Source organism: Candidatus Cybelea sp. (assembly GCA_036489315.1).
In the GTDB taxonomy this organism is placed as follows: domain Bacteria; phylum Vulcanimicrobiota; class Vulcanimicrobiia; order Vulcanimicrobiales; family Vulcanimicrobiaceae; genus Cybelea.
The window spans coordinates 122,338-140,765 of record DASXFZ010000029.1; the positions used below are offsets into that span (position 1 = coordinate 122,338).

Genomic DNA, 18,428 nt, shown 5'->3' on the forward strand with positions numbered 1-18,428 from the left:
GCCGCTGGGCGCGCTCCTTTGAATGAAGCGAGGAGAGGTACGGCTCTGGTACCGTTAAAGAAGCGACGATGCTCCCAATGCTTGTGCTGGGCGCTGCCGTCGGCGCCGCGCCCTTTGCCGGACTGACCTTCCGGGAGATCGGCCCCGCAATCAGCGGCGGACGCAGTACCGCGGTGGCCGGCAGCGATCGCGACCCGCATCTCTACTACGCGGGCGGTGCGGGCGGCGGCGTCTTCAAAAGTACCGACGGGGGTGCGTCGTGGACCGCCGTCTTCGATCGCGAGGGCGCCGCGCCAATCGGCGCCATCGCCATCGCTACCCGCAACGAGCGGGTCGTTTGGGTCGGTACCGGCGAGTCGAACCCGCGCAACGACGTGGAATCGGGAGACGGCATCTATCGTTCGGTCGACGGCGGCGCGAGCTGGCGCCACGCCGGGCTGCGGCGGTCGGCCCACATCTCGGCAATCAGCATCGATCCGCGCAATCCGAGCGTCGTTGCGGTCGGGGCACTCGGCCGCGTCTCGGCCGGCGACGCGAATCGTGGGGTTTACGTGACGCGCGACGACGGTGTCCATTGGAGCCGGACGTTATACGCGGGTCCGTTGAGCGGCGTCTCGTCTTTGGTGCGCCTGCCGAATCATCCGTCGACGCTCTTCGCGGGCGTCTGGCAGCTCCGGCGCCTTCCCTGGACGCTGGAGAGCGGCGGCCCGCGCGGCGGGATCTATCGTTCCGACGATAACGGCGCCACTTGGCGGAAGCTGAGTGGGCACGGCCTTCCTCGCGGCCTGACCGGGCGCATCGGGCTCGCTGCCGGAACGCGCGGCCGGATCTACGCGCTCGTGCAGTCGCGCGAGGGCGATCTCTGGCGCTCCGACGACGGCGGAGCGAACTGGCGGGTGATGCCTCATAGTCCGCTGCTCGGCGCGCGGCCGTTCTATTTCAGCAGCGTCTACGTCGATCCGGCCAATCCCGATCGGCTGATCAACGTAAGCCTCATACTCTCGCTGAGCACCAATGGCGGCCGCTCCTTTCATCCGATCGCGGAGGACGCCGGATGGGACTACCACGCGATTTGGTGGTCCGCCGACGGCAGGCGCATCATCAACGGCAGCGATGAAGGCGTAATCCTCTCCGCCGACGGCGGCGCACGGTTTTGGCAGCCCTACGATCTTCCGTTCGCACAGCCGTACCACGTGGGTCTCGACGGCCCGCCGCCCGATTATCGCGTCTGCATCGGTTTGCAGGACGATAACTCATGGTGCGGTCCGTCGGCGCCGCCCAATGGGATCGGCGTGATGAACCGCGATTGGTATCAAGTCGGCGCGGGGGACGGCATGTGGGTACTCGCCGATCCGCACGATCCCAACCTCGTGTGGTCGACGTCGACGAACTCCGACACCGGCCAAGTCTATCTGTGGAACGCGCGCACGCGCCAGGCGCGCGACGTCTCCCCGGATGCCGAGTCCAACGGAGTCAAACCGGCGAGCGCGCTCGACTACCGCTTCAACTGGGACACGCCGATCGCGTTTACCGACGACGGCAACGCGCTGGTCGGCGGTAACGTTCTCTTCGAAAGCGCGGACCGCGGGGAGACGTGGAGCGTTCTCAGTCCGGATCTCACGCGCAACGATCGCAGCAAACAGGGACCATCGGGCGGTCCCGTTTCGTACGATCAGTCGGGGGCCGAGTTCTACGATACGATTCTTTACATTGCAACCACGAAGCTCGATCCCGCGCTGATCTGGGTTACAACCGACGACGGGCTCGTGCAGATTACGCGCAATGCCGGCGCGCCGGGGAAAACCTCGTGGCAGAATGTCTCACCCCCGGTCTCGCTCGTCCCCCCGTGGGGCCGCATCACCTGCATCGATCCGGGGCGCTTTGCAGCCGGAACGGCATTCATCGCCGTCGAGCGCCATCTCAACGGAGACGAACGCCCGTACGTGCTGCAGACCAACGACTACGGAAGCACGTGGCGTTCGATTGCCGGAGATTTGCCGCGCGATCGGTACGTGCGCACCATTCGCCAAGATCCGCGCGACGGCAACGTGCTCTATGCCGGCACCAATCGCGGCGTCTGGGTAACGTTGAACGGAGGATCGCACTGGCAGCCGCTCCGTTTGAATATGCCGGCGACGGCGATTTACGATCTCGAGATCGAAACGCAGGCTAACGATCTCGTGGTTGGAGCGCATGGCCGCGGCGTCTGGATCCTCGACGACCTGACGCCGATCCAGCGGTGGAGCGGCGCAAACGCAGGGCGCGTCACGCTCTTTGCGCCGCGCGACGCGATCCAAATGTGGAACTGGCCGCCGGTCAATACGTTTACCGATCCATTGCTCCCCTACAACGAGTACATCGGCGACGGCGGCGACGGAGGCGCGATCGTAACCTACTTTCTTCCGAGCGGCGCGAAGCGGGCGTCGATCGCGATCCTCGATTCGCGCGGGCGCGCGGTGCGGCATTTGAAAGACGACGACGTGCCGAAAGACGCCGGAATGAACCGGGCTTCGTGGGATCTCACCGAAGACGGCCCGGTTCAGTGGCGCGGCACGTACAAGCAGAACCGCGGGCCTGACGCCGGACCCGAAGTCGTGCCGCAAACCTTCACCGTCGCGTTGACGGTCGACGGCGTCACGAACTCTGTTCCGCTCGTCGTCCGGGCGGATCCCAGCACTCCGAACGTGCCGGCGCTCGAGATACGGTATAACACGCTCGCAAGGCTCTTTGGCGAACTGAGCACGATCGATACGATGCTCAACGGCATCGACGAGCGTCTGCGCGGGGCGACGCCGGCGCAGGCCCAGCGGCTGCGGGCCGTTCGGGAGCGCCTGAGCTACGATCCGCGCAACATCGAAGACCTTACGGGGCCGGCGCAGTTGCGTGAGGACGTGCTCGACCTCATATCGCGTGTCGAGAGCTCGTTTGCCCCGGCGACCCGGGCCGAAGTGCTCCAGGCGAGCCGATACTCGGACCGGCTCGCTCCGATTGAATCTGATTACCAGGCTGCGCTGTCAACAGGTGGGAGATGAACGTCGATAAGATGACCGAGCGCGTCGGCGACGCGCTCAACGAGGCCTACTCTCGTGCGCTGCACGAGCACAACACGCAGACGACGCCGGAGCACATGCTCGCGGCGCTGTTGGAACAGGACCGCGGCATCGCTCCGGACATCCTCGCCAAGGCCGGTGCCGATCCGAAGGCGCTGGCGCGCGCGGTCGACGATGCCATCGCCCGGCTGCCGCGGCTGAGCGGTGCGAGCGCCGATTCGGCGCAGGTGACGCTCTCGCCGGAGCTGGCCCGCATCATGAGCGCTGCCGAGAACGAAGCGAAAGGGCTCTCCGACGACTATACGTCCGTCGAGCACGTGCTGCTGGCGATGGCACAGTCTTCCGGCGAGCTCGGCCGCCTTCTGCGCAACGCGGGGCTGACCAAAGATAAGCTCCTGCAAGCGCTTCGCGAGGTGCGCGGCAATCAGCGCGTGACGACCAAAGATCCCGAGGGAACGTACAAATCGCTGGAGCGATATGGTCGCGACCTTACGCTCGAAGCGGAGCGCGGCAAACTCGACCCGGTGATCGGGCGCGACGAAGAGATTCGCCGCATCGTTCAAGTGCTCTCGCGCCGAACGAAGAACAATCCGGTGCTCATCGGCGATCCCGGGGTGGGCAAAACCGCGATCGTCGAGGGCCTCGCGCAACGCATCGTCCGCGGCGACGTTCCCGAAGGCCTCAAGAACAAGCGCATCGTCTCGCTCGATATGGGCGCGCTGATCGCTGGCGCGAAGTACCGCGGCGAGTTCGAAGAGCGTCTCAAAGCCGTGCTCAAGGACGTTGCGGCCTCCGAAGGCCAGATCGTTCTCTTCGTCGACGAGCTCCACACCGTGGTCGGTGCGGGTAAGGCCGAGGGGGCGATGGACGCGGGTAACCTGCTCAAACCGATGCTTGCGCGCGGCGAGCTCCACATGATCGGCGCGACGACGCTCGACGAGTACCGCAAGTACATTGAAAAGGATGCGGCGCTCGAACGGCGGTTCCAGCCGATAATGATCGAGCAGCCGAGCGTCGAGGATACGATTTCCATCTTGCGCGGTCTCAAAGAGAAGTACGAGGCTCACCACGGCGTCCGCATTAAAGACGCCGCGCTGGTCGCGGCCGCGACGATGAGCAATCGCTACATCACCGACCGTTTCTTACCGGACAAGGCGATCGACCTCGTCGACGAAGCGGCGGCGAAGCTGCGAACCGAGATCGATTCGATGCCGCAGGAGCTCGACGAGGTCTCTCGACGCGTTATGCAGCTCGAGATCGAGCGCGAGGCGCTGCGCAAGGAGGACGACGGCGCGAGCCGGCGCCGGCTGGAACAGTTGGAGAAAGAGCTGGCGACGCTGCGCGAAGATCAGACAAAGCTGCGCATTCGCTGGGATGCCGAAAAGAATGCCGCGATCAAACTGCGGCAGCTTCGCGAGCAGATCGAGAATACGAAGGTCCAAATCGAGCAGGCCGAGCGCAGCTACGATCTCAACCGCGTCGCCGAACTGCGCTACGGCACGCTCCCGCAGCTGCAGAAAGAGCTCAGCTCCGAGGAGGAGCGCCTGGCCGCCGGCGACGGCGCGCGGCTTTCAAAGGAAGAGGTCGACGAGGACGACATCGCCGGCGTAATCTCACGCTGGACGGGGATTCCCGTGACGAAGCTGGTCGAAGGCGAAAAAGAGAAACTGCTGCATCTCGAGGACGAACTGCACCATCGCGTCGTCGGTCAGAACGAGGCCGTCGACGCCGTGGCGGAGGCGGTGCTGCGTTCGCGCAGCGGCCTCGCCGATCCGAACCGTCCGATCGGATCCTTCATCTTCCTCGGCCCGACCGGCGTCGGGAAGACGGAGCTGGCTCGAGCGCTTGCCGAGTATCTCTTCGACGACGAGCGAGCGTTGATCCGCATCGATATGTCGGAATACCAAGAAAAGCACACGGTCGCGCGATTGCTCGGCGCGCCTCCCGGCTATATCGGCTTCGAGGAGGGCGGTCAGCTCACCGAGGCGGTGCGGCGCCGGCCGTACTCGGTGATTCTTTTCGACGAGATCGAGAAAGCGCACCCCGACGTCTTCAACGTGTTTCTGCAGATACTCGACGACGGACGGCTGACCGACGGTCAAGGCCATACGGTCGACTTCAAAAACACGATCGTGATCATGACCTCGAACGTTGGAAGCCACCGGATCCTCGACTATCGCGGATCCTTGGACGGTGCCGAGTACGCGATCATGCGCGCGACGGTGCTCGACGAACTGCGCCAGCACTTCCGGCCCGAATTTCTCAACCGCGTCGACGAGATCATCGTCTTTCACGCGCTCACCGAGGACGAGTTGCTGACGATCGTCGATCTGCAGCTGGCTCGTCTGCGCAAGCGTTTGGCCGAACGGCGCATCACGCTCCACCTTTCCGACGAAGCGAAGCGGCACGTCGTCAAGGTTGGCTACGACCCGCACTACGGCGCGCGGCCGCTCAAACGGACGATCCAGAAGGAGCTGGAGACGCCCCTTGGGCGCAAGATTCTCTCGGGCGAGATCGAGGACGGCGATACGGTGGACGTCGGGTTCGACGACATTCGCGGCGAGCTGACGTTCTCGATCGGGGAGCGCGTTCCGGCGACGGCGTAAGAAGGCGTTATGTTGATTGCCGCCTTCACCCTCACGCAGATTCTCGGATACCCGTTTCCCTCCGCTCCGATTAGTGACGTTCGCGGAGATGCGATCGCATACTCACTCGATACTCGGGGCATTCGAACGGTATGGTTCGCGCGAGGGCCGGAGTTCGTGCCCCGGCAACTCTTTGCATCGGCCGGCGACGACGGACAGGAGCTGAGCGATCTTACGATTTCCGGTGATGGGGCGCACGTCGTCTACGTGCGAGGCGGCGATCACGACGCAAACTGGCCGCTGCCGCTCCAACCGGGGCCGGCGGCGATGCCGCAGCAGCCGTCGATGGAGGTCTACTCGGTCGCGACCGGCGGCGGCGCTCCGAAACTGCTCGGTGCCGGCGACGCACCGGCGATCTCGCCCGACGGCAGCCGCGTCGCCTACACGCAGGACGGTGCGGTGATGATCGCGCCAATCGACGGCAGCGCCGCAGCAAAGCGCTTCTTTTTCGATCGCGGCCAGGATTCGGACTTGCGCTGGTCGCCCGACGGCTCCTCGCTTGCCTTCGTTTCGACGCGCACGGATCACAGCTTCATCGGCATCTATCGCAACGACTCGACGCCGGTTGAATTCATCGCGCCGTCGACCTCGCAAGATTTCATGCCGCGATGGTCGCCCGACGGGCACCAAATCGCGTTCGTCCGAATCGCCGGCGACGGCGGCGCGCCTCAGAATCCGTTCGACTGGAATCCCATTCCGTGGCAGATCTGGGTCGGCGATCCCAACGCCGGTACCGCCTCGCGCGTTTGGGCGAGCACCGGCACGCCGCGCGCCTCGCTGCCGCAGAGCGCGGGCGGCCCGTTGTTGGAGTGGATGAGCGGAGATCGCCTGCTCTTCAAAAGCGAAGAACGAAACTGGCTGCACCTCTACACCGTGAGCGCGCAGCGCGGTACGAGCACCGCGATCGGAAACGCGCGGCTGCTGACCCCCGGCGCGTTTATCGTTGAAGATGTGAGCGTTGCGCCGGGAGGAGCGTCGGTCGTTTACGCGGCCAACGCTGGTGCCGCGCCGGGCGACGTGGACCGCCGCCATCTGTTCCGCGTCGATGAAAGCGGGATGAACGCGCAGCTCACACGCGGTCGGAGCAGCGAGTTTGGTCCGGTGGCACTTGCGAGCGGAGCGGTTGCGTTCAATCGCACGACCGCGCAGCAACCGCCGCTGGTGACGCTGCTCTCGAGTGGAGCGCAGCGAGCGCTCTCGTCGCTGCCCGCCGACTTTCCGTCATCGCAGCTGGTGACGCCGCAAGACGTGACGTTTCACGCGTCGGACGGAGTGCTCGTGCACGGCCAGCTGTTCGTGCCATCGGGCGGCGGGCGTCATCCAGCGATCGTCTTCGTGCACGGCGGACCGCCGCGTCAGATGCTGCTCAACTGGCACTACATGGATTACTACTCGAATGCGTACGCCGTCAACCAGACGCTGGCGAGCCGCGGCTTCGCCGTGCTCTCCGTGAACTACCGGCTGGGCATCGGTTACGGCCACGACTTCGACTTTCCGGCGCGGTGGGGGCCGACCGGTGCTTCCGAGTACCAAGATGTGGTCGCCGGCGCTCGTTTTCTGCAAAGCGATCCGCGCGTCGATTCAAAACGAATTGGCATCTGGGGCGGGTCGTATGGCGGTTATCTCACCGCGCTCGCGCTCGCGCGCAACTCCGACATCTTCAAGGCGGGCGTCGACTTTCACGGCGTACACGACTGGTCGCTCGACGTCGACAATTCGCTGTGGGCTTTCACCCAGCTCAAACGCTACCAGCAGTACGACACGCGAGCGATCATGAAGCTCGCGTGGGAATCGTCACCCGATTCGGCGATCGCGACCTGGAAGTCGCCGGTGCTGCTGATCCAGGGCGACGACGATCGCAACGTCGAGTTCCATCAGATGGTCGATCTGGTAGCGCGCCTGCGCGCGGCGCACGTTCCCTTCGAGGAGATCGTCATCCCCAACGAGATTCACGGCTTTCTGCGGTACGCTTCGTGGCTTTCAGCCGATACCGCGACCCTGGAGTATTTTAGCCGAGTCTTCTCGGAACGGACGTAGCTCTCACACCTTCTCCCTGCGGCGCTGGCGCAGCCGATCCGTCTCGTCGAGCAGCCGCTTGCGAAGACGAATCGATTGGGGCGTGACCTCGACCAGCTCGTCGTCGGCGATGAATTCGATCGCGCGCTCCAGTGAAAGTTCGTCGGGCGGCGCCAGCTTCACATTTTCGTCGGAACCCGCGGCGCGCATGTTCGTGAGCTTCTTTTCGCGCGCGACGTTGATCGCGATGTCCTTATCGTCGTTACTGCGTCCGACGACCATGCCTTCGTACACGTCGATCCCGGGCCCGACGAAAAAACGGCCGCGCTGCTCGACGCCCATAAGCGCATAGCCAGTGGTGCGCCCGGTCTCACTTGCGACCAGGGCACCGACGTTGCGCTCGGGGAGCTCGCCTTGCCAAGGCTGATGATCGTAATACGTGTGGGAAAGCACGGCGGTGCCGCGCGTTAGCGTTAAGAGTTCGCCGCGCAGGCCGAAGATGGCTCGGGTCGGCATCGTATATTCGAGGCGCCGCTCGTCGCCCAGGGTGAGCATGTTCGACATCGCCGCCTTGCGGCGGCCCAGCGCTTCGATCACGGCCCCCGAGTACTCCTCGGGAACGTCGACGACGACGTACTCAACGGGTTCCCAGCGCTCGCCATCGCGCTCCGTGACGATCACCTGCGGCTTGGAGACGCCCAGTTCGTAGCCTTCGCGGCGCATCGTTTCGATGAGGATCGCTAGGTGCAGCTCGCCGCGTCCGCGCACTTCAAAGGTGTCTGGAGAGCCGGTCTCTTCAACACGCAAGGCGACGTTCGATTCGAGTTCGCGCATTAGGCGTTCGCGGATCTGCCGGGAGGTAATGTACTTCCCTTCCCGCCCCGCAAACGGCGAGTTGTTGACGCTGAAGAAGATCGAGACCGTGGGCTCGTCGACGGAGACGGCGCGAATATTCTCCGGCATGGCGGCATCGGCGAGCGTATCGCCGATATTGAGATCCTCGATGCCCGAGACGCAGACGATATCGCCGGCATCGGCTTGCTCGACGTCGACTCGCTCGAGCCCGGCAAACGTTAAAAGGCTGGTCAGCCGCAACCCGCTGCTGGTGGTGCCGTCGCGCGTGAGCTTGACGATCGGGTCGTTTCGCCGAGCGGAGCCGCGAAATATCCGGCCGATCCCGACGCGGCCGACGTAGCGGTTGTGATCGATCGCCGATATGAGCAGCTGCAGCGGGCCTTCCTCTGCCGGAGCCTCCGGCACGTTTGCCGTGATGGCGGCAAAAAGCGGCTCGAGCGAGTCGCTTTCGTCCTCGAGCGAGGCTTTGGCAATGCCCGCCTTCGCGTTGGTGAACATCACGGGAAAGTCGGCTTGCTCGTCGTTGGCGCCCAGCTCGACGAAGAGGTCGAAGGTCTGGTTGACTACCTCTTGCGGGCGGGCGTCCCTTCGATCGATCTTGTTGACCACGACGATCGCGCGCAGATCCAGCTCGAGCGCCTTCCTTAACACGAAGCGCGTCTGCGGCATTACTCCCTCGGCCGCATCCACGAGCAGGAGCACCCCTTGAACCATCTGCAGCACCCGCTCGACCTCGCCGCCAAAGTCGGAGTGGCCGGGCGTGTCGACGATGTTGAATTTCACGTCCCCATGGCGAATCGACGTATTTTTCGACAGGATCGTGATCCCACGCTCGCGTTCGAGGGGATTGGAGTCCATGACCCGCGTCGCGACCAGCTGCCCTTCCCGAAAGACCCCGCTCTGCTTGAGCATGGCGTCGACGAGGGTCGTCTTGCCGTGATCGACGTGCGCGATGATGGCGACGTTGCGGATATCGGAGCGTGTCTTCATAAAATGGTCACGGCCAAGACTAGCGCGAACTGGTCGTCGATGGCAACCATCGAGACGGCACGCCTGCTCCTGCGCGGGTGGCGCGACGAGGACCTCGAGCCGTGGATCGCGATGAACGCCGATCCGCGCGTGAGCGAGTTCTTCGGAAGGGTGTACAGCCGAGCTCGCTCTCTTTCGCAGGCATCCGAGATGCGCGAGCGGCTGGAAGCGCGCGGCTACGGCTGGTGGGTCGTGCAAGCCCGCAGCGGTCCGTCTTTCGTCGGAGTGATCTGTCTGCAAGAAGTTCCATTCGAAGCGCCGTTTACGCCCGCGTACGAGGTCGGCTGGCGGTTTGGGGCGGAGAGCTTGGGGCACGGCTACGCGACCGAGGGTGCGCGCGGCGCGCTCGACTTTGCCTTCGAGTCGCTGCACTGGAGGGAAGTCGTGGCGTTCACCGCGGCGCCGAATCTTCGCTCGGCTCGCGTGATGCAGCGCCTGGGCATGACGCACGATCCGCGCGACGACTTCGACCACCCACGGCTGGAACCGGGCCACCCGCTGCGACGCCACGTGCTCTACCGGATTCGCGCCGGCTACGCCGCGCACGCTTGCTAGGGCCGCGGCCCAGCCTGACCGAAGCGCGAAAGACCACGCGGCCTCGGCGAGCAAGTGCCCGCCGAGCGATACAGAGCAAGCAAAACCCAAAAGGAGAGAGCAAAAAATGCGACGCCTCGCAATTACCGGGCTAACCATTGCGGTGCTGCTATTACCGTGCGGCGCTTCGGCAAAAACGGTCTCCGCCTTCGGCATCAAGGTTCAGCGCTGCGTCGTGGTAGAGAATGCGAATCACACGCAAACGACCGGCGTTAACGTGGTCTATTACAACACGCACCAAACCCCCGCAACCGAAGTCTACTTCTTCGTGAGCTATCACGGAACCAACTATACGCTGGTAGACCGGGGCACGTTCACGTACGATGCGCAGATTAACCACACGTTAACCAACGCGCTTTCCGGGGTGGTTTGGCAGGGTGATAAGCCGGATCTCTGCACGCCGTCGCGAGTTCTATTTGCAACCGGGAAGATTCTCGAATAGCGCAAACCTAAGCCGCGACATGCGCAGCGTTCTCATTGCCGGTGCGGCCGGCTTCATCGGCTCATACCTCGTCGATCGCTACCTCGCCGCCGATTGGCGCGTCGTCGGCGTCGATAATCTCTTAACCGGAAACGAGCGCAACTTGGACCGGGCGCGCGAATCGGATCGCTTTACGCTGCTCCGGCGAGACATCGCGATGGAGAACGACGATTTGGCGGCCGCGGTGGAGGCATCTGGTGCGGCGCCCGAACTGATTCTTCACTTCGCCTCGCCGGCGAGTCCGATCGACTACTTCGAGTTTCCGGTCGAGACGATGGCGGCGAACAGTTTGGGAACGCTGCACTGCCTGCAGGCGGTTCGCCGCTGGGGCGGCCGGTTTCTCTACGCCTCGACGTCGGAGAGCTACGGCGATCCGCTCGTCCACCCGCAGCGCGAAGACTACTGGGGAAACGTGAACCCGGTCGGGCCGCGTTCGTGCTACGACGAATCGAAGCGCTTCGGCGAAGCACTGACGATGGCGTTCGTGCGCTCCGCGGACGTAAATGCGCGAATCATCCGGATCTTCAATACCTACGGACCGCGCATGCGGCCCAACGACGGGCGCGTCGTTTCGAACTTTATCGTGCAGGCGTTGCGGGGGGAGCCCCTGACGATCTACGGCGACGGCAGTCAGACCCGTTCCTTTTGCTACGTCGACGATCTCGTCGAAGGTATCGTCCGCTGCGCCGCGAGCGAGAAGACCCGCGGACGCGTCGTGAATCTTGGGAACCCCGAAGAACACACGATGGCCGAGCTGGCAACACTTGCCAGCGAACTCGCGGGCGTGCCGCTCTCGATTGAAAGGCAGCCGGCTCGCGAGGACGACCCGGCACGCCGCCGCCCCGACATCGGGCTCGCGCGCGAACTATTGGATTGGGAGCCGAGAATCTCGTGCACGGACGGCTTGCGTCGAACTGTCGACGCCTTTCGCAGCGCAGACGGCCTTACTTCGTCACACTCACCGTTATGCCGATCGGGAGATCGAACGGCCCCTTGAGAACCTTGATCGGGGACCCGCCTGAGGGATATTTCCGGATCGCTGCATTGTCATTGCCTGCGTCGGCTGCAGCGACGTCAGGTTTCTGTATCCAAAACGCATCGATATCTCCTCCGCTGAGCTGGGTGACGCCAATCTCTTTGGCCTTGCGTCCGTGTATCGCGAAATGGTCGATGCCGGAAGTTTCCTGATCTCCGAGCGCCAGGTAGTTCGCGTACCACTGAAGCGGCCCAGGAAATCCAATACTCGGGCTGAGCGTGATGGAAACAAATTTGCTGCGGCCTTTGCGCAGCTCGACGAGACTGGGCGTACTGCCCGCAAAGCCGTCGGCGAAAAGATCGCCCTTGTCGTCATAAGCGGTGAAGTACGTCTCAGTCAGACCATCCGAGGTGGTCGTTCCCGAACCCGAGCCGCCAATAAAAACCACGACGCCGCTCCCACCGAGAATCGTCACCGCGAGGTTGCCGCTTGTGGAGTCGACCGCGCAGCCGGCAGGTTCACCGCCCGAGACGTTCAGCGTTTTTAGCGGCGTCGTGCCTCCATGGGCGAACTCCAAGACTTCATCCGAGCCCGATGCTACGACCCACCAGTTGCCGCTCTTTGCCGCGCACAAACCCTGCGGATCGGCAAATCCTCCAGAGATGAGACCTACATACTTACCTCCCGGGTACGTGAACACCAAGATGCTGCTGCTATAAAAGTTTGAAACGTAGACGAGGTCGCTCTTCTTCGCGTCCGGCGCTATCCACGATCGTCCCGGGCTGGGACGGGCCTCAGGAGCACGAACGCGGTGCGCCAGACTCATCGTAGTCTGAGCCGCGTTGGGCTGCCTCTGGTTTGGCCCGAGTTGCGAACCGCCGCCGCAGCCCGCCAGCAGCGCGACGGCCGTATAAATGGCTAATCTTCGGCTCCGGGGAAGCATAACCATCAGAGCTACCTCCTGTTGATTGTTTTGCAGCGCGGACGGCGCGCTACTTCGCTACACTGACCGTTATGCCGGCGGAGAGACCGTACGGGCCGGAGAGAAACCTGATCGGGGCCCCGCCTGAGGGATATTTCCAGATCGCTGCGGTTTCATTGCCTGCATCGGCCGCGACGACGTCCCGTTTTTGAATCCAAAACGCAATGATATCTGAGCCGCCGCCAAGCCGCGTAACGCCGATTTCTTTCGCGTTGCCTCCGTGTATGGCGAAATGGTAGATTGCGGAGGCTTCCTGGTCGCCGACTGCCAGATAACGCTCGTGCCACTGAACTCCGCCGGGAAATAAAAGGGCGCGACTCAGTTTTATGGGCACAAATGTGCTGCCTCCTTTGGGAAGCTCGACAAGGCCGGGCGAGCTGTCGCCTGAGAGGCCGTCGGCGAAAAGATTGCCCTTGTCGTCATAGCCGTCGAAGTAGGTCGAGGCCAAACCATCGGAGGTGGTCGTTCCCGAACCCGAGCCACGCGTAAAGACCACGACGCTGCCAGTACCCAGGATCGTAACCGCGAGATTGCCGGTGGTCGGGTCAACCGCGCAGCCCGCAGGTTCACCAGCGGAGACGTTCAGCGTTTTGAGCGGCATCGTGCCTCCGTGGGCGTACTCCAAGACTTCGTCTGCGTCCGCCGCAACGACCCACCAGTTGCCGTTCTTCGCCGCACACAAACCCTGTGCGTCTGCGCCTGTTGCGATGGAGCCGACATACTTCCCGCGCGGGTACGTGAAAGCCAAAATCCCCGCATGATAACCCCCCGAAACGTAGGCGAGGTCGCTCTGCTTGGCCTCAGGCGCTATCCACGACCACCCGAGAACGGTACGCGCTCCAGAAGCGGGAGCGACGCGCCCCAGACTCGTTGCTGTCTGAGGCGCGTTCGACTGGACCTGGGCTGGCTCGAGTTGCGAGCCGCCGCAGCCGGCGAGCAACGCAACGGCCGTGTAGATGCCTAGCGCGTTGCTCCGAGAACCCATCATCGCAGCCATCTCCCACAGTACTCTTGTCCTCACTTAAGGCTCGCTGTCGTTACGCCGGCTACTGAGGGACTGCGATGATATCGAGCTTCTTGAAACCCTTGTACGTCGCTACGAGTTTAGGCGCGACGCTCGAGAGCCACCCCTTGGCCGGCCGCGCAAAGGCATAGACGCATTCTTTATGGGCATCGGCCACGTAGGCGATCGATGCGTCGGCGTTGAGCGCGATGCCGCTGATCGAGCCAATCGGGTCGGGCACGCGGAACGACGATCCTCCCGAGGGCGACGAAATCGAGACGAGCCCGGGCCCACCGTCGACGGGCGTAAGGACGTCCTCTTCGTTATCCGCGGCTCCGCCGATCAGGGCGATCGTGCCGATGCCGAAGCAGCTGCCTTCGGTGTACTTGCCGCCGGCGCGCGTGAAGGGACGCACGCTCGCGAAGCCGCAGCCGCCCGAAACGATGACGTTCTTTCCGTTGGGCGTTGAGAGAACCGAGGCGGCGTTCTGCGAGTTCTGCACCACGACCGTCGGGCCGTGCTTGGTCATCTTTCCGCGAGGAAAGAAGTACACCGCCTGTTGGCCGTAGTCGCTGACGTAGACGTTGTCGTGCGCGTCGACGGAGATATCGGTCAGCGCCGGCGGACCCGATCCACCCTGCAAGGTCGGTGCGTCGAGTTGGCGCACGAGCGTGCCGGTATCGGTAAAGATCTGCACGCACGCGGCGCACGGTTTCGAGTTCGATTCAGTCAAGGTCGTGTAGATGCGGCCGTGCGCGTCGGCCGCAATTCCTTGCGGCGTTCCACCGCCGGGAGCGAACTGCTTGGTTACTTTTGCCTTTCCTTTTGCGATCGAAAAGACGGTAATCGTTCCGTTGGAGTAACTGAGATTGAAAAGCTCGGTGAGGGCACCCGAGGGTGCACGCTGCACGCTGCTGCCGGCCGGCGCCGTCCCGGTAAATGGAAGCGCACTCGGCGCCGGCGTTACGCTGGAACAACCCGCCAATACGAGCACTGCTGCGGCGAGAGAGGATAAAAATACGGTCTTCATGTTTCCTTATTTGCAGCGCGGTGTCCGAAATCATTCGCACATTTCCCAAGCGGGGCAGAGCTCGATTGGGTGCTGAACCGCCGCTTAGCAGTCCGACAGTTCGGCATGGCCTCGGTCAAAAGACGAAAGGAAAGCCTAGCCTAGCGAGGGGAAGGCCCTCCGGTGAGTAATGGGGAGCGGTCTACTCGGATAGAAGACGCCCACGAGCTTATTCGGGCGAATCCAGAATGGTATCACTCCATCGAGTTGGCGCCGGGCGTGGTCACGCCAGGGCGCGCGCCGATCGAAGTTTGGCTTGAAACGCTGCGCGTGCTCGATTTGCCCGATTTGCGCGGAAAGTCCGTCTTAGATATCGGTGCATACGATGGCTTTTTTTCGTTTGCCGCGGAGGGTCTTGGCGCCACCCGCGTCGTTGCGCTCGATGAGTACGTTTGGTGTACGGACATGGCGGCGTACATGCGTGATTGGAGAGCGGCGCGCGACAGCGGCAGTTCCGTTCCGTCGCCGCGCGACTCAGATTACTGGCGGCCGAGTGAGCTGCCCGGAAAGCGTCCTTTCGATGCGGCCCACCGATTCTTTGGGAGCAAAGTCGAACCGATCGTCGGGGACTTCATGACGGTCGATCCGGCCCGACTGGGACAGTTCGACGTCGTATTATTTCTCGGGATTCTTTATCACATGGAAGATCCGCTCGCAGCCATGAGGCGGGTGAAGGAATTCATGGCGCCGGGCGGGTTTCTCGGGATCGAAACCGAGGCCATGGAGATACCGGGAGCTCCGCCCGCCGCTTTTTTCGAATTCTTTCCGGGAAACGAACTCAATAGCGATGCGTCGAACTGGTGGGCGCCAAACTCTCAGGCGATCGAGGGGCTAGTGCGAGCTGTGGGATTGGGCGAGTTTAAACTGCTCCGAGGACCTACCCCTCGATCGGGGCTCGGCGCCTTGCAGGCGCGACTCGGGCGAAAACGTACGCGATTTAGGGCGATTGCATCGGCGCGCAAACTTGTCTAGCCCTCTCGGCTACAGCGATTGTTCGGTCCGCGGCGGCACGTTCGATAAATTATCTGCGCTCGAAGGTCAAACTAGCCCCAGGAGTCACAAGCGTAGACAAAACAACCACACTTTTAAGGTCGGGGGAGCGTACGGACCTGGTGGTTCGCACGGTCTTCAAAATCGCTGAGGTCGTCGCAAGGCGACTGGTAGGTTCGATTCCTACACGCTCCCGCCACTTGGTCGATCCCGCCTTATTTTACGCGGGTTTGCGGGGCGACGGTGTTTTCACTACACCGTTTACTACACAGAATCGCCGGGCTAGGCGCTCCCGACGGCCTTATTGAGGTGGTGGTTGAGCAGCTTCGCGGCTGCCCTTCGTTGCTCGTCCATGATATGCGTATAGACGTTTGCCGTTATGTTAATCCCCGAATGCCCGAGCAGCTCGCTCGCGGTCTTCAGGGGGACGCCGGCGGCGAATGCCAGTGACGCATATCCGTGGCGTAGATCGTGGAACCGCGTTGCGGGCAACTTCTTGCGCCGGACCAAACGCGAGAACTGACGCGAGAGCTCGTTCGGGTTCCAGCGCAAGCCGTCGTACCGGTCGAACACGACCCCTTCTGTACCCTCGTTACCAATGCCGAGGAGTCGGTGCCGCTCTTCCTGTTGCTCGCGATGCTGTCGGACCGCCTTCACAACGAAGTCCGGCATAGATACGTCACGGCGCGACCCTTTCGTCTTGGGAGCCTTCGTGATGATCCTACCGTCGAGTAGAGCAGCGGACTGGCGCACGCGGAGCACGGCTTTATCGAGGTCGATGTCGCACCAACGAAGCGCGCACAGTTCGCCTCGCCGCAGCCCTGTCCCGATCGCCGCGATCACGGCGGCTTCGATTTCGCTACCCTTAGCGGCCTTGAGAAGCCTCCGCACGCGCTCGCCGTCGAACGCGACGTCCTCCCGGTCTTCCATGAGCGGCGGCTCGACATTTCGCGCGACGTTCCGAACGCCTTCGTAGTTCTTGGAACCCCATGCGAGCACAGATCGCACTCGAATGAGAACGTTCCGCTTCGTCCGACCACACAGCGGTTGCCCCTTGCTCTTTCGCGTTGAGCAATCGCGCGCATCATCCAGAATGCGCTCGACGTGCTCCCGGGTTAGCTTATCAAGACGAACGTTGCCGATCTTCGGGCGCACGTGCTGATTGATCGTGCGCCGATAGAGTGCGAGCGTCGTCTCCTGCAAGCGGCCTTTGCGCGCATCGAAATAACGGTCGAGCAGGTCCCCAAAGGTCATCTTTGAGGATGCCTCAAACTCGCCGGCCTCGATCGCGTCGAGGCGCTTTCCGAGAAGCCGGCGTGCTTGCGCCTCGCTCTTTACCGACATCGTTTCGTAGTGCTGTTTGCGCTTGCCATCGAGTACACGGGGCTCGTCGTAGATGAGCATCCACTTTCCCGATGGCAAGAGCTTTACGCTCCCTTTTTTCAAGGTATCTCTCCTTTCGCCGCTCTCGGTGGAGCGGTGCGCTGGAGTTCGTCTTGCATTGAAAGCAGCCTTTCAAGCGCGGCGACCGGGACGAGGTAGCGCGTTGGCCGGCCGTCACCTTTCCGCTCGCCAAAGGCGATGGTCGGAAGGGTTCCAGCGTGCGCTGCTTCGTAAGCTTGGTTACGGCCGATGCCGAGAATTTGGGCGGCCTGAGTGATCGTCACGGTACGCTTGCCGTATCGAGTCGACTTCATAAACGTTCGTCCTGCTGAGTGATCTTGACGAGTCCGATGCGAGCATCGCTTTGGGACGTTACCAAATAAAAAAACCGAGCTGTGCTCGGGCTTTTTGCACGCATTATTATGCGGGCGTAAATCGCGCGTTGTCGCGTACCACGATTATCCTACGCGGCTGCGACTCCGTCAACTAGGTGGTTTGACGCAAGACGCCGTGTATGGCCCCGCCGTGCGAAGGTCGAACCCGCAGCCCTCCATTCCGCTTGCCGCCAGTTCAGGCTACCGCGCTAGCGCATCCCGCGCTCAAGGCGACCGCTAACGCGGCTCCGCTTCGCTTCGGCCTTGAGCGCGGGTCCCGGCGCGCGCGTTTCCGCCGGCGGGCGGCAGCCCATCTGTCGGGCCGCAGGAGGACCGGATGATTTCGGTTTACGGCACAACGTTCGCGCACGTTAGTGAGATCTCGCGTGGCATGCTCGTCCGGCGCCTCGCCGGATTTCAAGTCGTTGTCGACGTCAAGTCCATCGAGGACGGCGGTGTACGCCTTTGGTTGAGCGATGGAAATACGATTACACTCGGCCGCGAGGGTCCAGTCGAGGTAGCGCGATAAGCGCGAGTCGAGCCGGTGGGACTTATTTACGCGTACGCCGGTTTCTAAATCACCTGCGGTCGTCTCGATGCACCACCTCAAGCACGGCTAAGCACTCGGAGTCACGACTACCGTGACTTGCGAGGGGCCTCGCGATGCCTAATCCGTTACAAAATCGTTACCAAATCGGAAACTTGGTAACGGCGCGCGCTAGACGGCAGCGTGTACGTCCTGAGGCGCTGATCTCAGACCGACTTGGAAGGTCGAACGTTTCCAGCTGGAGGAGCTGATTCGAACGGCCGAGCTCTCACATACGAAGCAGGTAAGGCCATCTAGTGTTGTGAGTTATAAGTTCGTTGCAATAACACGAGACTTTTGGTATACTGGATAAGTGAGGAAATCCAGGCAAACCGTTCGTGGCCGACCCAAGCGAGACCTCAATCTTACGCGCGACGAGCGAGAACAACTGGAGC

General features: G+C 62.8%; 14 protein-coding genes and 1 tRNA gene. 9 read left to right on the forward strand and 6 right to left on the reverse strand.

Annotated features, from left to right (window positions below):
- Positions 1–68 precede the first annotated feature (68 nt).
- Genes VGG51_07545 through VGG51_07555 form a run of 3 tightly spaced genes read left to right on the forward strand, consistent with a single transcriptional unit; the run spans position 69 to position 7,732 of the window.
- Positions 69–3,032 carry a hypothetical protein gene (locus VGG51_07545; protein ID HEY1882878.1) on the forward strand — a complete coding sequence of 988 codons (2,964 nt, stop codon included), beginning with the start codon at positions 69–71 and terminating at the stop codon, positions 3,030–3,032.
- Positions 3,029–5,656, forward strand: a complete 2,628-nt coding sequence (gene clpB / locus VGG51_07550; GenBank protein ID HEY1882879.1) for an ATP-dependent chaperone ClpB — start codon at positions 3,029–3,031, stop codon at positions 5,654–5,656. Before VGG51_07545 ends, clpB begins: the two co-directional genes overlap by 4 nt.
- Positions 5,657–5,665: 9 nt before the next feature.
- Positions 5,666–7,732: a prolyl oligopeptidase family serine peptidase gene (locus VGG51_07555; protein HEY1882880.1), complete on the forward strand. Its 2,067-nt coding sequence runs from the start codon at positions 5,666–5,668 to the stop codon at positions 7,730–7,732.
- A 3-nt stretch (positions 7,733–7,735) separates the two neighbouring features.
- Here the strand turns inward: VGG51_07555 and typA are convergent, their stop codons facing one another.
- Complete coding sequence (gene typA, locus VGG51_07560) at positions 7,736–9,556, reverse strand: translational GTPase TypA (GenBank protein ID HEY1882881.1); 1,821 nt, start codon at positions 9,554–9,556, stop codon at positions 7,736–7,738.
- A 39-nt stretch (positions 9,557–9,595) separates the two neighbouring features.
- Here typA and VGG51_07565 point away from each other — a divergent pair, with 39 nt between their 5' ends.
- The 3 genes from VGG51_07565 to VGG51_07575 all read left to right on the forward strand — a co-directional run bounded on the left by VGG51_07565 (position 9,596) and on the right by VGG51_07575 (position 11,667).
- Positions 9,596–10,150 (forward strand): GNAT family N-acetyltransferase, encoded by a 555-nt coding sequence (locus tag VGG51_07565; protein HEY1882882.1) that lies wholly within the window; start codon positions 9,596–9,598, stop codon positions 10,148–10,150.
- Positions 10,151–10,256: 106 nt separating this feature from the next.
- Positions 10,257–10,631 carry a hypothetical protein gene (locus VGG51_07570; GenBank protein HEY1882883.1) on the forward strand — a complete coding sequence of 125 codons (375 nt, stop codon included), beginning with the start codon at positions 10,257–10,259 and terminating at the stop codon, positions 10,629–10,631.
- A gap of 19 nt (positions 10,632–10,650) precedes the next feature.
- The gene (locus VGG51_07575; GenBank protein HEY1882884.1) at positions 10,651–11,667 is read left to right on the forward strand and encodes an NAD-dependent epimerase/dehydratase family protein; all 1,017 of its coding nucleotides are present in this window, start codon (positions 10,651–10,653) and stop codon (positions 11,665–11,667) included.
- Here VGG51_07575 and VGG51_07580 read toward each other — a convergent pair.
- From VGG51_07580 to VGG51_07590, 3 genes are all read right to left on the reverse strand, one after another.
- A complete protein-coding gene (locus VGG51_07580) occupies positions 11,615–12,472 on the reverse strand; it encodes a hypothetical protein (protein ID HEY1882885.1) in 858 nt (285 codons plus the stop codon). The two genes, VGG51_07575 and VGG51_07580, sit on opposite strands and share 53 nt — an antisense overlap.
- A 166-nt stretch (positions 12,473–12,638) precedes the next feature.
- Positions 12,639–13,616, reverse strand: coding sequence for a hypothetical protein (locus VGG51_07585; protein HEY1882886.1), 978 nt, complete (start codon positions 13,614–13,616; stop codon positions 12,639–12,641).
- A gap of 58 nt (positions 13,617–13,674) precedes the next feature.
- Positions 13,675–14,661: a hypothetical protein gene (locus tag VGG51_07590; GenBank protein ID HEY1882887.1), complete on the reverse strand. Its 987-nt coding sequence runs from the start codon at positions 14,659–14,661 to the stop codon at positions 13,675–13,677.
- 246 nt (positions 14,662–14,907) lie between these two features.
- Between VGG51_07590 and VGG51_07595 the strand changes: the two genes are divergently transcribed.
- Positions 14,908–15,672, forward strand: a complete 765-nt coding sequence (locus VGG51_07595; GenBank protein ID HEY1882888.1) for a methyltransferase domain-containing protein — start codon at positions 14,908–14,910, stop codon at positions 15,670–15,672.
- 123 nt (positions 15,673–15,795) lie between these two features.
- A tRNA-Sec gene (locus VGG51_07600) sits at positions 15,796–15,889 on the forward strand.
- A gap of 83 nt (positions 15,890–15,972) precedes the next feature.
- Here the strand turns inward: VGG51_07600 and VGG51_07605 are convergent.
- Both VGG51_07605 and VGG51_07610 read right to left on the reverse strand, forming a co-directional pair.
- Positions 15,973–17,136, reverse strand: a complete 1,164-nt coding sequence (locus VGG51_07605; GenBank protein ID HEY1882889.1) for a tyrosine-type recombinase/integrase — start codon at positions 17,134–17,136, stop codon at positions 15,973–15,975.
- Complete coding sequence (locus VGG51_07610; protein HEY1882890.1) at positions 17,133–17,387, reverse strand: helix-turn-helix domain-containing protein; 255 nt, start codon at positions 17,385–17,387, stop codon at positions 17,133–17,135. The genes VGG51_07605 and VGG51_07610 overlap by 4 nt, the downstream gene beginning before the upstream one ends.
- A gap of 397 nt (positions 17,388–17,784) precedes the next feature.
- Between VGG51_07610 and VGG51_07615 the strand changes: the two genes are divergently transcribed.
- Entirely contained in the window at positions 17,785–17,976 is a 192-nt protein-coding gene (locus VGG51_07615) for a hypothetical protein (protein HEY1882891.1), read from the forward strand.
- The last annotated feature ends 452 nt before the right edge of the window (positions 17,977–18,428 follow it).

Coding starts and splice junctions, on each gene's coding strand:
- clpB (HEY1882879.1), top strand. CDS start 3,029: ATGAACGTCGATAAGATGACCGAGCGCGTCGGCGACGCGCTCAACGAG.
- VGG51_07590 (HEY1882887.1), bottom strand. CDS start 14,661: ATGAAGACCGTATTTTTATCCTCTCTCGCCGCAGCAGTGCTCGTATTG.
- VGG51_07575 (HEY1882884.1), top strand. CDS start 10,651: ATGCGCAGCGTTCTCATTGCCGGTGCGGCCGGCTTCATCGGCTCATAC.
- VGG51_07615 (HEY1882891.1), top strand. CDS start 17,785: ATGATTTCGGTTTACGGCACAACGTTCGCGCACGTTAGTGAGATCTCG.
- VGG51_07555 (HEY1882880.1), top strand. CDS start 5,666: ATGTTGATTGCCGCCTTCACCCTCACGCAGATTCTCGGATACCCGTTT.
- VGG51_07610 (HEY1882890.1), bottom strand. CDS start 17,387: ATGAAGTCGACTCGATACGGCAAGCGTACCGTGACGATCACTCAGGCC.
- VGG51_07580 (HEY1882885.1), bottom strand. CDS start 12,472: ATGAGTCTGGCGCACCGCGTTCGTGCTCCTGAGGCCCGTCCCAGCCCG.
- typA (HEY1882881.1), bottom strand. CDS start 9,556: ATGAAGACACGCTCCGATATCCGCAACGTCGCCATCATCGCGCACGTC.
- VGG51_07565 (HEY1882882.1), top strand. CDS start 9,596: ATGGCAACCATCGAGACGGCACGCCTGCTCCTGCGCGGGTGGCGCGAC.
- VGG51_07570 (HEY1882883.1), top strand. CDS start 10,257: ATGCGACGCCTCGCAATTACCGGGCTAACCATTGCGGTGCTGCTATTA.
- VGG51_07545 (HEY1882878.1), top strand. CDS start 69: ATGCTCCCAATGCTTGTGCTGGGCGCTGCCGTCGGCGCCGCGCCCTTT.
- VGG51_07585 (HEY1882886.1), bottom strand. CDS start 13,616: ATGATGGGTTCTCGGAGCAACGCGCTAGGCATCTACACGGCCGTTGCG.